Source organism: Vibrio sp. 070316B, from assembly GCF_013114115.1.
Lineage (GTDB): Bacteria > Pseudomonadota > Gammaproteobacteria > Enterobacterales > Vibrionaceae > Vibrio > Vibrio chagasii_B.
This window is the reverse complement of the sequence record NZ_VTYC01000004.1, coordinates 193097-208399: the sequence shown is the minus strand read 5'-3', so window position 1 is coordinate 208399 and position 15303 is coordinate 193097. Positions and strand designations below refer to the sequence as shown.

Genomic DNA, 15303 nt, shown 5'->3' with positions numbered 1-15303 from the left:
AGCGTTTTAATCGCGGCGAGGGAGATGTAGCATAATCATTCTAAGCAAATATCCCTCACAAAGAGTAAAACGCTTTTTGCGGGTCGCCCAGCTCGAACCCTTCGGGCAGCGTTTGCTGGTCATTTCTACTACGTTATCGGCTTCTCATGTAGGCTAGCAACACATCGACGCCTCTGTCTTGTATAAATACCCAGCAACTCGCTGCGAAAATCAACTCGAAAGAGCAACACGCCCTAGAAGGCTATCATTTTATCTTGGCAGAAGTAATAAATTGGCCAAAAGTTTCACACCAAATCACAACGGTATTAAATCGATTAAGATCAGTACCTTCCGGTAGTTCAACCATAAACCGGTCAAATGTTTTGACATCTCCGACTCTGAGTAACTCGCTCTTACTGTCATTAAAGGCTTGCTCGGTTTCAATGAACTTAGGAGATAGATAGACCTTGTAGTCCGGTCCAGGAGCAAGTTCGCCTTCAAACGCAATCGCGCTTTCTGAGACCGACACGACCCCCTCGCCCCAGTGCAAGAAATCGCTATCTTGGCGGTCTTTAGTGAACTCACCAGTATAAATCGCCTGCTGGCTGATCGCTTGCACTGAGCTCGAAGATGGAGAATCAGGCTCAATTAAGATGGGTAATGCGTAAACACCAAGCCCAAAACCAACAGCACCCACGGCTAAGTGGGTGCAAAGTAAAACTAACTTTTTCATCGCGTACTCCCTTATGCTTAAAGAGAGTATTATTGAATACTCTCAAAAATACAAAGAGATATCGCGCTAAAGGCCGCTATTTTTGGTAGTGAACGGCTGTGCGTTGTGACAGTTCAACAATCACTTTCACCGCTTGTTCCATGCCTTGAATGGTAATGAACTCGTGAATACCGTGGAAGTTGTAACCGCCAGTAAAAATATTCGGGCATGGTAAGCCCATGAATGACAAGCGAGCACCATCTGTACCACCTCGGATCGGTTTGATCATCGGCTCCACATCGCACTCGATCATCGCTTGCTTAGCCAACTCAATAATGTGCTGATGAGGTTCAACCATCTCTTTCATGTTGAAATAGCTATCGGTAAGAACCAGTTCAACACGGCCTTTCTCAAGACGCTCATTTAGCTCATCCACTTTTTGTTGCATGAATGCCTTACGCGCTTCTACGCCTTCGCGCTCAAAGTCGCGAATGATGTAGCCAAGCTCAGAGCGAGCGACACCCATTACCGCTGACTTCAAGTGGTAGAAACCTTCATAGCCTTCAGTGCATTCTGGCGTTTCTTGTGATGGCATCATCAATTGGAACTGCGCAGCGATGTTCATCGAGTTCACCATTTTACCTTTCGCAGTACCAGGGTGAACGTTCACACCGTGACAGATAACATCAGCACTCGTGGCATTGAAGTTCTCAAACTCCAGCTCACCAACAGGTCCACCATCAATAGTGTACGCCCATTCGGCGCCAAACTTTTCTACATTAAATAAATCCGCACCACGGCCAATCTCTTCGTCTGGCGTGAAACCAATGCAAATATCACCGTGTTTAATTTCAGGATTTGCTTTGAGGTAAGCGATAGCACTGATGATTTCAGCGATACCCGCTTTGTTGTCGGCACCAAGCAGAGTAGTACCATCGGTTGTAATAAGGTCATGACCATGAAGAGCATCAAGATCTGGGTATTGGCTTGGGTTTAAGCTCTCACCACTTGTGCCTAATTCTATCGTTCCGCCTTGGTAATCTCTAATCATCTGTGGTTTCACGTTCGCACCTGATGCGTCAGGAGCGGTATCCATGTGCGCGACAAACCCAATCGCAGGTACTGGATAATCGACGTTCGACGGCAGTTTCGCCATCAAATAGCCATTTTGATCTAAAGAGACATCAACTAACTCTAATGCGATCAATTCTGATTTTAAGACTTCTGCAAAGGTGATTTGACCCGCTGAACTTGGGCACTGTGGGTTAGAAGGGTCGGATTTCGTATCGAAAGTAACGTAATTCAGAAAACGTTCTACAAGCTTTTCCATAATTCATCTCACCATGGATTAAGTAATTGATTTACTGACTTAATAGTTAGGGCGCATTGATAAGTAATTTGTTATTAGAAATAATACGTACGCAGAGTCAGTAGCGAGGTTTTTCATCTTACGCCCCTGACCATCTATGTATTTGCTCTAAATCATTATTGTGTGAAATTAGAGAGGCTTCCTATACTTGAAAACAGAGGGTTTCGTCAGTTCCAATATTGCATACGGATGATAAGCGGTCGCTTTGTACGCATTCTACGCCCTTCGCTCTCAGCCTAAAAAAAGTACAAAGTGGATGATGATCACAGTTTATCCTTGATGCAGAATCTGTCATACGTTACACGGAGATATAGTTATGACGATTAATAAATATTTCATTTTCTATCCTCAAGCCTCTGAGGAAACACTTCAGCCAGTATTAACTGAGAAAGAAGTTCAAAGGCAGGAAGCTCTAAAGCAGGCGCAGACCCAAGGTGGGTTCGATACAAACGCAGCCTAGTAACTGAATGGATCTCTAGTACCATTAAGACCCCTATAAAAACGCTCTACTCACTATCCGGTAGAGCTTTTTTATTTCTAATGCAGTACTCATTACTCGGCGTTCGAATGCGCTAAAACTGTCGTTACATTACCTTTTCCACTAATCCCTTCTTGCATACCATTTTCACAACTAATGCTTGCTGCTCACAGCGCTGAGAAATGACTCATTAAAGTACCTCAAGCCATACCTTGTCTTACCATTTTGTGCTAATAATTCATATTCGTTTTCATTCCTCACTCGCCCTCTTTTCAAAACTATAATGCGAGTACCAGAGAACCCAACAACAGGAATCCTGAATTCAATGGAATATTCAAAGTTAGGAAGTAGTCAAATTCCCGTTTCCCGAATCTGTCTTGGTAGCATGACTTGGGGGCTGCAAAATACTCAGCAACAAGCTGACCAACAAATCGAATACGCATTAAGCCAAGGTATTAACTTTATTGATACTGCAGAAATGTACGCAGTGCCGCCTTCTCCTGACACCTATGGCAAAACCGAAACGATTATCGGTGACTGGTTATCACGCAATCCAAAGCGTCGCCAAGAGTTGATCATTGCCAGTAAGATTGCCGGCCCTGGCTTACCTTGGGTCCGTAACGGTGGCCCTATCACAGGTGAAGCGGTGATCGCCGCAGTTGATGCATCACTAAAGCGTTTGCAAACAGACTACATCGATCTGTACCAACTTCACTGGCCAAATCGCACAACACCTCACTTCGGTAAACATTTCCCGAATCAGATTCGTTTTAGCGACATCGACCGACAACAGCATGAAGCTGAAATGTTGGAGATCTTACAAGCTCTGGCAAGCTGTATTAAAGCCGGCAAAATCCGCCACGTTGGTCTATCCGATGACAGCACTTGGGGCATTAACACTTACCTAAAGTTAGCCGAGAAGCATGACTTGCCGCGTATGGTCTCTATCCAAAATGAATTCAGCCTGCTACACACGAAAGACTGGCCATATTTGATTGAAAACTGCGTGCATGAAGACGTCGCTTACTTACCGTGGTCACCTTTGGCGGCCGGTATGCTTAGTGGCAAATACATTGATGGCGCAAGGCCGGAAGGCAGCCGTTGGACTTGCATGCAGCGCAAAGGCATTTTCCGTGATACTGAATTGGCTAATGAAGCAGTTAAAGGCTACGTAGAAGTGGCAAACGCTCATGGATTCACGCCGAGTCAGCTCGCCTTAGCATGGTGTAACCAAGTGGATGGCGTTACCTCAACCATTATTGGTGCAACCACCATGGAACAGCTCAAAGAGAACATAGCAGCGTTCAGCAAGCCGCTTTCTGAAGAGATTCTGACTGATATCAACACCGTCTTTAAGCGCTATCCTGTACCGTATTAAGCAGTAGGCTAAGCTTATCAGGTTCTGTTGAGCTTAAGTTGACCCTATAAGAGCGCACTATTTAGTGCGCTCTTGTTTTTTCAGTGGGTCGCTTTTGCTTTTATATGGATCGCATTAGCTTATCGCACTTTTGGTTATCTAACCTTTGCTCTATAATGCGCGGGCTTATATCTAGGATAAAAACATGATTTCAAAAAACCAATTAAAACTCCTTCGTGCTTTGGGCCAAAAGAAACAACGTAAAGCCCACGGCCTGTTTCTAGTTCAAGGTGAAAAGAACGTTCTTGAGCTATTCAATAGTGACTTAGTCGTGAAGAACGTCTTTGCTACTGCTGATTTCTTATCTGAAAATCACGCATCACTGATTGAGTTTGATTGTGTTGAAGCCTCGCTAGACGATCTAACCAAAGCGAGTACTTTGGTCAGTAACAATGCGGCAATTGCCGTGGTTGAGATTCCAAAGGTTGAATTACCGGAAGCGACAGGTTTGATGATCGCGCTTGATGGTGTATCTGACCCGGGCAACCTAGGTACGATCATTCGCGTAGCAGACTGGTATGGCATTAAGCATATCGTTGCGAGCAGCGATTGCGCTGACCCATACAATCCTAAAACGATCAGTGCGACCATGGGTAGCTTTGGCCGAGTACACGTAAGCCAAACAGACTTACCGGCTTACTTAGAGCAAGCTAACCTGCCAGTTTACGGCGCGTTTTTAAAAGGTGAAAGTGTTCATAAGACTGACTTCACTGCAAATGGCATTTTGCTGATGGGCAGCGAGTCTCACGGTATCCGTGAACATGCGGCTAAGTTCGTGACGGACAAAATCACCATTCCAGCATTCGGTGGCGCTGAATCTCTAAACGTAGCAATGGCGACAGGTATCATTCTTGACAATATGCGTCGTCAACATAGTTAGAGCTCATTCACTCACTGACTAACAAGCAGTGTGCAGATATTAAAAAAGGCGTATTGATTAAATCAGTACGCCTTTTTATTTGAGCTTTTAAGGATTATTTCTCTAGCATTGCCAACTTATCAGGCACACCATTCCACTTTTCCGCATCATCCATCGCTGGTTTTACTTCTGTTTGCACAGGCCAAATCTCAGCAAGTTCTGCGTTCACTTCGATAAAGATCTTTTGATCTTCTGGCAACTCATCTTCTTGGAAGATCGCTTGAGCATCACATTCAGGTACACACAAGCCACAATCAATACATTCGATTGGGTTAATTACCATGAAATTGGGGCCTTCATGGAACGCATCTGCGGGACACACTGCCACACAGTCTGTGTATTTACATTGAATACAATTATCGCCTACGACAAATGCCATGATGCTCTGCTCTATAAGTTAGTCAAAATTGAAGAATGGGGATAATACTCATCCCAAAGCAAAATTCAACATCATACGGCTCTAATATCATGTCTATTTGCTTCATGTTTCCAAATTAGTATGACAGATAAATCAAATTCTCGTAAAATGCGCGCCATTGTGAGCTTATCGCTTCTTCCCAACATCAGTGTTACACCAAACTCTGCATTCACTAGAAGCGGTCTAGCTAAGACACCTATAAGAACGAGACATCGAAATGATACGTTTAACCGAAATTAAACTTCCACTAGACCACGAAGAGTCTGCCATTCAAGAAGCGATTGAAGCGAAGCTTGGCATCAACTCAGATCAGGTTATCTCTTTTAATATCTTTAAACGTGGCTACGATGCTCGTAAGAAATCAAAGATCCTGCTTATCTACACGCTGGACGTTCTCGTTGAAAACGAAGCTGAGCTACTAGAAGCCTTTATCAGCGACCCACACGTAAAAGTGACTCCTGACATGGAGTACAAGTTTGTCGCTAAAGCTGTTGAGAATCAAACTGAGCGCCCTGTTGTTATCGGCTTTGGCCCTTGTGGTCTATTCGCTGGTCTAGTGCTTGCTCAAATGGGTTTCAACCCAATCATCGTTGAGCGTGGTAAAGAAGTTCGTGAACGTACTAAAGATACTTTTGGTTTCTGGCGTAAGCGCACTTTGAACACGGAATCAAACGTACAGTTTGGTGAAGGTGGCGCTGGTACATTCTCTGACGGTAAGCTATACAGCCAAGTAAAAGATCCAAAACACTACGGCCGTAAAGTAATCGAAGAGTTCGTTGCAGCTGGCGCACCAGAAGAAATTCTATACGTAAGTAAGCCGCACATCGGTACCTTCAAGCTGGTTACCATGATCGAGAAAATGCGCGCTTCTATCATTGAGCTAGGTGGTGAAATTCGCTTCAGTACTCGCGTAGACGACGTTCACATGGAAGACGGTCAAATCACAGGCTTAACGCTTTCTAACGGTGAAGAGATTAAGTCTCGCCACGTTGTACTAGCTGTTGGCCACAGTGCTCGTGACACGTTCGAAATGCTACACGACCGTGGCGTTTACATGGAAGCGAAGCCTTTCTCTGTTGGTTTCCGTATCGAACACAAACAGTCAATGATTGATGAAGCTCGTTTTGGTAAGAACGCAGGCAACCCAATTCTAGGTGCTGCGGACTACAAACTGGTTCACCACTGCAAGAATGGCCGCACTGTATACAGCTTCTGTATGTGCCCAGGTGGTACTGTGGTTGCAGCAACCTCTGAAGAAGGTCGCGTTGTAACTAACGGTATGAGCCAATACTCTCGTGCGGAACGTAACGCAAACAGCGCAATCGTTGTTGGTATCGATCCAGAACGCGATTACCCAGGTGACGCTCTAGCGGGTATCCGTTTACAACGTGAACTAGAAAGCGGCGCGTTTGTACTAGGTGGCGAGAACTACGATGCTCCAGCACAGAAAATTGGCGACTTCCTGAAAGGTCGCGATCCAAGTGCTCTGGGTGATGTACAACCATCATTCACACCGGGTATCCACCTAACGGACATTTCAAAAGCGCTGCCTGACTTTGCAATCGAAGCGATTCGTGAAGCAATCCCAGCGTTCGAGAAGAAGATCAAAGGTTTCTCTACGCCAGACGGCCTACTAACGGGTGTTGAGACTCGTACGTCTTCTCCGGTATGTATCAAGCGTGGCAAAGACTTCCAAAGCATCAACCTAAAGGGCTTCTTCCCTGCAGGTGAAGGCGCAGGTTACGCAGGTGGTATCCTGTCTGCTGGTATCGACGGTATTAAGGTTGCAGAAGCACTTGCACTGTCTATGGCAGAACAGAACCAAGCTGAGAAGATCGAAATCGCTTAAGAGCTCAGTTAACGGTCTAAAACAAATATCAAAAAGGGCTCAATGAGCCCTTTTTTAGATCTTAATATTAGCTATCCTAGCGCAGCCGTTACTTTTCATCTGCCTCTAACTGCTTAGGGTTCCACTTCCCTTCATGAATCGCCGAGTTGACATCTCTTCTTGGTAGCCAACCCATGGTTTCAAGTTCTGGTTTATCTTTGAAGTGATCAACGTAGCCGATACACAAATATGCAACGATATCGATGTTCTCTGGGATATCTAGAGCATCACGTAGTGTTGAGTCGTGAAGGATACTTACCCACCCTAACCCTAGGTTTTCTGCCCTTGCCGCAAGCCATAAGTTTTGAACTGCACAGACTGTGCTGTACAAATCCATCTCTTGTTTAATGGTTCTGCCGAGCACAACCTTTCCAGTTCGATTGCGATCGCATGTCACGCAGATGCCGATAGGTGATTCAACAATACCTTCCAACTTTAAGCGCTTATACATCGCCTGCTTTTCATCGGTGAACATTTCAGCGGATTCTGCATGCGCTTGATTGAAGCCCGCTTTGATCTGCTGCTTGGTTTCGATATCACGAACAACGACAAAGTCCCAAGGTTGCATAAAGCCAACGCTAGGCGCATGGTGCGCCGCAGTTAACACACGTATCAATACGTCTTCAGGGATCTCATCAGGAAGAAACTGACCACGAACATCTCGGCGAGAAAAAATCGTTTTATATACGGCTTCGCGTTCATCTGGTGTAATTTCCATACTTCCCTGTCTTATCGTCGTGTTGTTGAGCCAGTATTATCCAACTAAAGTGTGTATGTTGCTAGCAGTACACAAGCAACATGGTAGAATGCCGCCATTAATCTTATCCTTGTATAAGATTGTTGAACCTTTCCATCGCTATTTAGCCAAATCATACCGAGAAACTTATGCCATTTTCCAAGCTTGGATTAAGCTCACCTATTGTTAAAGCCGTTGCAAAACAAGGCTACGAAAAGCCAACCTCTATTCAAGAAAAAGCAATTCCAATTGTACTTTCTGGTAAGAACCTTATTGCGGCAGCACAAACAGGTACAGGTAAAACTGCGAGCTTTGTTCTCCCTATCTTAGAAATGCTAAGTAAAGGTGAAACACAACGTAAGAAACGCATCCGTGCTGTGATCCTTACACCAACGCGTGAGTTGGCGGTTCAAGTTGAGCAAAACATCAAGAAGTACGCGAAGTTTTTAAACCTAACGTCTTTAGCAATGTACGGTGGCGTCTCTTACCAACATCAAAAAGATCGTCTGATTGAAGGTGTTGATATTCTAGTGGCAACACCAGGACGTTTGATCGATATGTACGGACAGCGCGCGGTTCACTTTGATGAGGTTGAAGTGTTAGTACTGGATGAAGCAGACCGCATGCTAGACATGGGCTTCATCGAAGACATCAACAAGATCATCGCTCGCTTACCGCAAGATGTGCAAAACCTGCTGTTCTCAGCAACGCTTTCTACACCGGTTCGTGCACTAGCGAAGAGTGCTATCAGTGATGCTGAAGAGATTTCAATTGCCAAGACAGACGCTTCGAAAGCGAACATTGAGCAATGGCTAGTAACAGTAGATAAAGACCGTAAATCGGCACTACTGAGCCACATGATTACTGAAGGTAACTGGGATCAAGCGCTTATCTTCATCGAAACCAAGCATGGTGCAGCAAAATTGGTTGCTCAACTTGAGAAACGTGGCATTCAAGCTGAAGCGTTCCACAGTGGACGTAGCCAAGCGATTCGTGAAAAGATCTTAGCGGACTTTAAGAAAGGTCACCTTAAGTTCCTAGTGGCAACGGGCGTTGCTGCACGTGGTATTGATATCGATAACCTACCACGCGTTGTTAACTACGATATGCCTTTCCCAGCAGACGATTACGTTCACCGTATTGGACGTACTGGCCGTGCTGATGCAACGGGTGAAGCGATCTCTTTCTTATCAAAAGATAACTTCAAGAACCTATGCATTATTGAAAAGCGCCTTGGTCACTTAATTGAACGCCGCGTGGTTGAAGGTTTCGAACCACGTAAAGAAGTGCCTATTTCGGTGCTGAACTTTGTTCCTAAGAAGAAAAGAGAACAGCAAGCAAAAGAAGGCAAGTAATTAACCGAGCTTGATTTCAAGCCACAGCGTATTGCCAAATTATGACAAAACGAAGCCAACTAAGGCTTCGTTTTGTTCTGTAAACCAGTGAGAGTTAGAGGGAAGCCAATGATCACCCCAATTGCAACACGATTAACCCGAGGCCAAGACTTAAAGCTTGAACTACAAAAGCTAGTGACCAAACATAATGTCGCAGCGGGCTCTATTGCATCTTGTGTGGGCTGTGTCTCCCAACTCAATATTCGCTTAGCAAACGCAAACCATACAAAGTTAATTCAAGCGCCGTTCGAAATCGTGTCGGTCATGGCAACACTAACGCCGAACCACCAGCACGTTCACATTTCGGTAGCTGATGAGAATGGCGATGTGATTGGTGGTCATTTACTTGAAGGAACCATCATCGCAACCACCGCTGAATTGATTCTTCATCGCTACGATACCTTGACCTTCAGCAGAGAGCATGATGATTCGACAGGTTACACTGAGCTCACTATCAGTGATAACCCGCAATAAGCTGGCTACACCGATGGCAATACCAACGCTTATATAAAGCGATACAGATAAACAGTTATTAGGAAACACCATGGCTCCACACTCCGCAGACTCCGTTATCGTTCTCGATTTCGAAACCACTGGCTTGTCCCCAAATATGGGCGATCGAGCGATAGAAATTGGTGCCGTGAAACTCGTTAATGGCGAAGTGGTCGACACCTTTCAACAACTGATGAACCCGGGATTTCGCGTGAGTGGGTTCATTGAGGGCTATACCGGAATCACTAATCGTATGTTAAGCAGTGCTGCAAGCTGTGGAGAAGTGATGGATGAATTTGCAGACTTCATTCAAGACAGCCAATTAGTCGCTCATAATGCCTCATTTGATAAGCGCTTTCTTGATGCAGAGTTAGAAAATATTGGTCGTGATTACAGTGGACAATTTGCATGCTCAATGCTGATCGCTCGCCGCCTTATCCAAGACGCACCAACTCATAAGTTAGGTGACCTTGTGCGTTTCAAGAGTATCGATAACGATGGTACTTTCCACAGAGCGTTAGCCGATTCAGAGATGACAGCAAGACTATGGTTATTAATGATTGATGAGTTGCAGAGTGACCACGGTATATACCAACCTAGCTTCCAGTTGATGCAGAAAATATCGAAGACAGCCAAAGGTGCAATTCCAAAGCTCCTGATGAGCAGCCGAGGTTAAGTGCATTCGCAATAATTAGAATAAGTAAAGGCTGCTCTATATTTCTAGAGTAGCCTTTTCTTTTATTGGCAAGGCTTACTTGCGCCCTACTCTTGCAAGGTAATCAATGTTGACTCAAGGCTCTCTAATTCATTCATGAAATAAGACCATTGCTTATCACTACTTACCGCTGCGATGTCCACTAAGAACTTGGCGGATGTCTGCATATTCTTGTTGAGTTGAGATTCCAAACCGTCAGGGTAATAAGACTCATTGTTCAAAAGCAACTTCATAATAATCGGCTGAGAGATATGCAAGTCGCTCTTCTTTTCCATGAGCAGAGTGAGATCTTGATAAGTATTATTTTGATACTCTCGCCAGCCATCATTGGTATTTATCCACTCTTGAGACCACGTCATAATAATCTGTTGTTGTTCTTTAGATACCGATCCTAACCATCGCTCTAGTCGTTCCTCTATTCGCTCGCGATATCGTTCTCTAGAATCATCATCATTCAAAGATAATCTCTCTTCGTAAAACTCTTGCTGCTTTTTTCTAAAGCTCATTAAGAATTCACTATCCTGCTTTGGGGTAAGCTGCATACTTAACGCATAAATATCAGGAGAGAATTTATTAACGATGGTTCGAATGTGATTCTTTATTTGCTCACTTTGCTCAACAACAAAAGCGGGACTCAACTCTGAACGATTGATATTTTTCAGCACTTGTAGCTGTTCAATATAAAGCGGCAGCTGAGTTTGTTTGTGCCATGCTTGAAGAGAGTCTAAACGAGCCTCTAACTCAGACTCTTGGCTATTAGAGAGAGAAACAAAGTCTTCTATGTAACTCACCGCAAACCAACTGATGTTGTTATAAGCGAATTTAGTGCCGCATCCAACAAATAGGAAACAGACAAATAGAAGTAACCAACGGCATTTTCTCATTACACCCTCTCACAGCCTATTACAAATCAGTAAACCCAAACGACAAGATAGATTTACTCTTGATCTTATAACATTAGCTATAAAAGCAAGTTCTCGTAAAACTTTCAGATAAATTGAGACTTAGCCTTGCCAAATAAGCTATTTCGGCAAATTATTAAAATAAAACCTATTGTTAGCAGTGATATTATTCGGCTTTTTTGCTTATTTGAAATGCAAGTTGGAAATAGCTGACGCTTTAAATGAGTATCGAATGAACAGTATTTGGGAGGGAAGCTTATGGCCGCTATTCCTGAAAATACCAGCGCGTTAGAATACGAGCTTTGCTATTTTGACGATGGGAAAGTAACTACTATGACCATAATAGCGAGCAACCGGCAGGAAGCGATGACTTGGTATCTTAACGAAGGGAAACATCTGAACGACCTTTATTCGATAAGGCCCGATGAATAGAGAGCAGATTAATCCTTATATAGAATGGGTAAATAGACCACCCCATTAAGAGACACCCTTTACTGCACCGCGCTTAATGTGACAGTAAAGGGCTAGAATCTCGAATTACTTCAGAATTCGGGCTCGGAATTGACGGCCCTTCATTTTGCCTGATTCGATCTTATTCAATGCTTTCTTAGCAACAGAACGCTCTACCGCTACGTAAGCACGCATTGCGAATAAGTTAATCTTACCTACTGATTTACCATCGATACCACCTTGACCAGTCAGTGCACCAAGAATATCACCCGCACGAAGTTTAGCTTTCTTACCACCATCAATCTGGATGGTTACCATGTTTGAGTAGTAAGGCTTAGCAATTGGTTTTGCCGGTAACTCAGATGGCTCAATCGGCATGTCCATGTACTCATCAATTTGAGCAACACGGTACATCTCTTTTTCGCTAAAGAAGCTGATCGCCACGCCTTTGCTACCTGCACGACCTGTACGACCAATGCGGTGTACGTGAACTTCTGGGTCACGAGATAACTCGAAGTTGAATACTGCATCTAGGTTATCAACGTCTAGACCACGAGCCGCAACATCAGTCGCTACTAGAATCGAGATGGTTTTGTTTGAGAACTGGACCAAAGCTTGGTCACGTTCACGCTGTTCCATGTCGCCATGCAGCTCGATAACACTGAAGCCACGGTGGCTAAGTTCGTCAGTTACGTTCTGTACTTCTTTCTTAGTGTTACAGAACACAACCGCAGATTCTGGTTGGTGATGAAGTAACAGCAACTCTAGAGCGTCATCACGAGCTTCAGAACCCTCTAACTTGTAGAAGTGTTGTTGGATGCTTGAGTGATCGTGCGTTGATTCAACCTTCACCATTTCAGGGTTGCGCATGATGCGGTCTGCAACAGATTTGATCTGTTTAGGGAAAGTCGCACTGAATAGCAGAGTTTGACGTTCTTTTGGTGCTGCATCGATAACTGCATCCAACGCGTCTTGGAAGCCCATCTCTAGCATGCGGTCCGCTTCATCTAACACAAGCGTGTTCAGCTCAGACAAGTCAATGCGGCCTTTTTCTAGGTGATCGAGAATACGACCTGGTGTACCTACAAGAATGTGCGCGCCATGCTCTAGTGAGCCAATTTGCGGCCCCATTGGCATACCACCACATAGTGTCAGCACTTTAATATTGTGAATGCCACGAGCAAGCGTACGAATCTCTTTTGCTACTTGGTCTGCCAGTTCACGAGTCGGACATAACACTAAAGACTGAACACGGAAACGCTTAACGCGCAGGTTTTGTAGCACACCTAAACCAAAAGCAGCTGTTTTACCTGAACCCGTTTTACCCTGACCGATAACGTCCTTGCCATTTAGGATAGTAGGAAGACTTAACGCTTGGATCGGCGTCATTTCAGTATAACCAAGAGAATCCAACGTATGCAGAAGCTCAGGTTTAAGGGCGATTGAAGAGAATTTTGAAGTGCTCAATGGAAATATCCAACTGGTGAAAAACAGAGTGCATTATGAGTGTTTTTGAAAATTATTCCACCTTAATCACAGTTTTGAAGAAATAGGTCGGGCGAACACAAAAAAGCCAGCTTTCTTAGCTGGCTTTCGCTTCTATATGAATTGCTTTCTATGGCACACCGTGACCTTTAGAAGCCACCCACACGCGATACCATTGCTCGCGAGTCAGTTCGATTTTCAGTGCATCAACAGCTGTCTTAACGCGTTCAATCTTACCAGAGCCAATAATCGCAATAGGATTAGACGGTAAACGACGTACCCACGCGTAGATGACTTGATCAATGCTATCAGCACCCACTTCTAAACGAATCGCCTCAAGCTCTTCACGAACGCGAACCGCTTGTGCAGATTCACCACTGAAGATGCTACCGCCACCTAGGCAAGACCACGCCATTGGACGAGTGCGGTTCATCTGCAGCTGATCAAGCGTGCCATCATGGGCAACGTCGAAATTCAATGGGTTGATTTCAACTTGGTTAGTCACCAAAGGTTTGCCCAGTCGAGATTGCAGTAGCTCGAACTGTCGTGGCGAAAAATTAGAAACACCAAAGTGTTTAACTTTACCGACTTTGTGCAGCTCAGCGAACGCTTCTGCCACTTCATCAGCATCCATCAATACATCAGGACGGTGAATCAGCAGCACATCGATATCGTGAACGCCTAGACGCTCTAATGAGTTATTTACTGATTGGTAGATATGCTGTGCGCTGGTGTCGTAGTGATTGATCTTACGCTCAGGAGTGTGGTCACCACACAGGTTGATATCGCACTTGGTGACAATTTGAATCTCGTCACGAAGGCCAGGCTCTAGTGCAAGTGCCTCACCAAACAACTTTTCACATTGGTAGTTACCATAGATGTCTGCATGATCCACCGTTGTGATACCAAGATCTATGTGTTGCTTAAGGAAAGCTAGACGTTGTTTCGGGGTCATGCCCCACTCTGCTGTACGCCAGTATCCTTGCACCAGCTCAGATACTTCTGGGCCTTGTGGCGCTATCGTTACTTTTGCAACCATGGGTTGTCTCCTTTATCAATACTGAGCGTATCCTATGCTCGTTTTACCGAGGGCTCAACGTTTAACAAATGGCAAAGGTAAACGCTTGCTAAAACTGTGAGAGCAACAGAAAAACCAACACTCAAATCAATAATAGCTTGCTGTCTGGCTCTCAGGCGTTCTACGAAAAAGGTGGTTTACTCGAATGAAAAATAACACTTTCTATAAATTTGAGTGATTAAAAGCGATTAAGTTCCACGGTCAGACTCGCACCGTCATTGATGAGCTCAACCCAAGGTGATTCAACATTAGGGACATTCCACCGGCTTATTTGCTCCGAAGAGTTGTGCGAACCATTCATAAACTCGATCAACCGCTTGTCCACGATGTCAGCACTTACTCCTTCCCTTTCTGCCTGCTCAAGTTGGCTCACAACATCGAACTCATCTTCCCCAATACGAATTGAACTGAGCGCAAAACCATCTTGGCGTAGGTAAGCTTGAAGTTTGGTATAACTTAATTTGGAATATGGCAGGGTGAAACGAACGGCTTCAACACTTGATTCTCTTAAGTCCAACTCTACATACACATCAAGATCGTAGTACTGCGTTAGGTCACTGCACAACTGAGTGCCTTCGACTTCGCCACAATCCATTAAATCTATGTCGTTAATATAGTGCTGGGAACTAGGCTGAGAGGGGCTCGTGTTAAACACGGTTCGCAGCCACCAGCTTTCACTCGCGTATACAGAGAAAGACAATATATTGAGAGCTAATAGTATGGTGAGGGCAGAAAGACTTTTCATTAATGTTGCTTATTCAAATCACTAGACGTGACTCATTATACGTGACCAATCAACCAGCAACCTGTTGAGCCACAAATTTTAGGCGAAAAAAAACGGGCATACATGCCCGCTAGATAAATTCATCGC

At 44.5% G+C, this 15303-nt stretch carries 16 protein-coding genes; 8 read left to right on the top strand and 8 right to left on the bottom strand.

Going from position 1 to position 15303, the window contains the following annotated elements; translation table 11 throughout:
• Window positions 1–244: 244 nt before the first annotated feature.
• Both F0251_RS05915 and pepT read right to left on the bottom strand, forming a co-directional pair.
• Window positions 245–712, bottom strand: coding sequence for a DM13 domain-containing protein (locus F0251_RS05915; RefSeq protein WP_102529939.1), 468 nt, complete (start codon window positions 710–712; stop codon window positions 245–247).
• Window positions 713–788: 76 nt separating this feature from the next.
• A complete protein-coding gene (gene pepT / locus F0251_RS05910; RefSeq protein ID WP_171730558.1) occupies window positions 789–2021 on the bottom strand; it encodes a peptidase T in 1233 nt (410 codons plus the stop codon).
• Between the two features lie 355 nt (window positions 2022–2376).
• Here pepT and F0251_RS05905 point away from each other — a divergent pair, with 355 nt between their 5' ends.
• The 3 genes from F0251_RS05905 (at window position 2377) to F0251_RS05895 (ending at window position 4835) form a co-directional block, all read left to right on the top strand.
• On the top strand, window positions 2377–2520 hold the full coding sequence (locus F0251_RS05905; RefSeq protein ID WP_162884312.1) for a hypothetical protein: 144 nt from the start codon (window positions 2377–2379) through the stop codon (window positions 2518–2520).
• 343 nt (window positions 2521–2863) lie between these two features.
• Complete coding sequence (locus F0251_RS05900) at window positions 2864–3916, top strand: aldo/keto reductase (RefSeq protein WP_171730557.1); 1053 nt, start codon at window positions 2864–2866, stop codon at window positions 3914–3916.
• Between the two features lie 184 nt (window positions 3917–4100).
• Window positions 4101–4835: an RNA methyltransferase gene (locus tag F0251_RS05895; protein WP_171730556.1), complete on the top strand. Its 735-nt coding sequence runs from the start codon at window positions 4101–4103 to the stop codon at window positions 4833–4835.
• A 94-nt stretch (window positions 4836–4929) separates the two neighbouring features.
• Here F0251_RS05895 and fdxA read toward each other — a convergent pair whose 3' ends face one another.
• Window positions 4930–5253, bottom strand: a complete 324-nt coding sequence (fdxA, locus tag F0251_RS05890; RefSeq protein WP_004737806.1) for a ferredoxin FdxA — start codon at window positions 5251–5253, stop codon at window positions 4930–4932.
• A gap of 256 nt (window positions 5254–5509) precedes the next feature.
• Between fdxA and F0251_RS05885 the strand changes: the two genes are divergently transcribed.
• Window positions 5510–7141: an NAD(P)/FAD-dependent oxidoreductase gene (locus F0251_RS05885; RefSeq protein ID WP_171730555.1), complete on the top strand. Its 1632-nt coding sequence runs from the start codon at window positions 5510–5512 to the stop codon at window positions 7139–7141.
• An 88-nt stretch (window positions 7142–7229) separates the two neighbouring features.
• Here F0251_RS05885 and bluB read toward each other — a convergent pair whose 3' ends face one another.
• Window positions 7230–7898: a 5,6-dimethylbenzimidazole synthase gene (gene bluB, locus F0251_RS05880; protein ID WP_171730554.1), complete on the bottom strand. Its 669-nt coding sequence runs from the start codon at window positions 7896–7898 to the stop codon at window positions 7230–7232.
• 167 nt (window positions 7899–8065) lie between these two features.
• On the opposite strand from bluB, the gene F0251_RS05875 reads away from it, so the two are divergent.
• The 3 genes from F0251_RS05875 (at window position 8066) to F0251_RS05865 (ending at window position 10478) form a co-directional block, all read left to right on the top strand.
• On the top strand, window positions 8066–9271 hold the full coding sequence (locus F0251_RS05875) for a DEAD/DEAH box helicase (RefSeq protein ID WP_061032249.1): 1206 nt from the start codon (window positions 8066–8068) through the stop codon (window positions 9269–9271).
• 108 nt (window positions 9272–9379) lie between these two features.
• The gene (locus F0251_RS05870) at window positions 9380–9784 is read left to right on the top strand and encodes a PPC domain-containing DNA-binding protein (RefSeq protein WP_061032248.1); all 405 of its coding nucleotides are present in this window, start codon (window positions 9380–9382) and stop codon (window positions 9782–9784) included.
• A 70-nt stretch (window positions 9785–9854) separates the two neighbouring features.
• Entirely contained in the window at window positions 9855–10478 is a 624-nt protein-coding gene (locus F0251_RS05865; RefSeq protein WP_171730553.1) for a PolC-type DNA polymerase III, read from the top strand.
• 86 nt (window positions 10479–10564) lie between these two features.
• Here the strand turns inward: F0251_RS05865 and F0251_RS05860 are convergent, their stop codons facing one another.
• Entirely contained in the window at window positions 10565–11401 is an 837-nt protein-coding gene (locus tag F0251_RS05860; protein WP_171730552.1) for a DUF6279 family lipoprotein, read from the bottom strand.
• 276 nt (window positions 11402–11677) lie between these two features.
• Between F0251_RS05860 and F0251_RS05855 the strand changes: the two genes are divergently transcribed.
• Window positions 11678–11851 (top strand): hypothetical protein, encoded by a 174-nt coding sequence (locus F0251_RS05855; RefSeq protein WP_004737794.1) that lies wholly within the window; start codon window positions 11678–11680, stop codon window positions 11849–11851.
• Between the two features lie 105 nt (window positions 11852–11956).
• On the opposite strand, the gene dbpA is transcribed toward F0251_RS05855, so the two are convergent.
• The 3 genes from dbpA to F0251_RS05840 all read right to left on the bottom strand — a co-directional run bounded on the left by dbpA (window position 11957) and on the right by F0251_RS05840 (window position 15177).
• Window positions 11957–13336: an ATP-dependent RNA helicase DbpA gene (gene dbpA, locus F0251_RS05850; RefSeq protein WP_008215605.1), complete on the bottom strand. Its 1380-nt coding sequence runs from the start codon at window positions 13334–13336 to the stop codon at window positions 11957–11959.
• Window positions 13337–13484: 148 nt separating this feature from the next.
• Window positions 13485–14393 (bottom strand): aldo/keto reductase family oxidoreductase, encoded by a 909-nt coding sequence (locus F0251_RS05845; protein WP_008215606.1) that lies wholly within the window; start codon window positions 14391–14393, stop codon window positions 13485–13487.
• Between the two features lie 217 nt (window positions 14394–14610).
• Window positions 14611–15177, bottom strand: coding sequence for a hypothetical protein (locus tag F0251_RS05840; protein WP_171730551.1), 567 nt, complete (start codon window positions 15175–15177; stop codon window positions 14611–14613).
• Window positions 15178–15303: the final 126 nt, after the last annotated feature.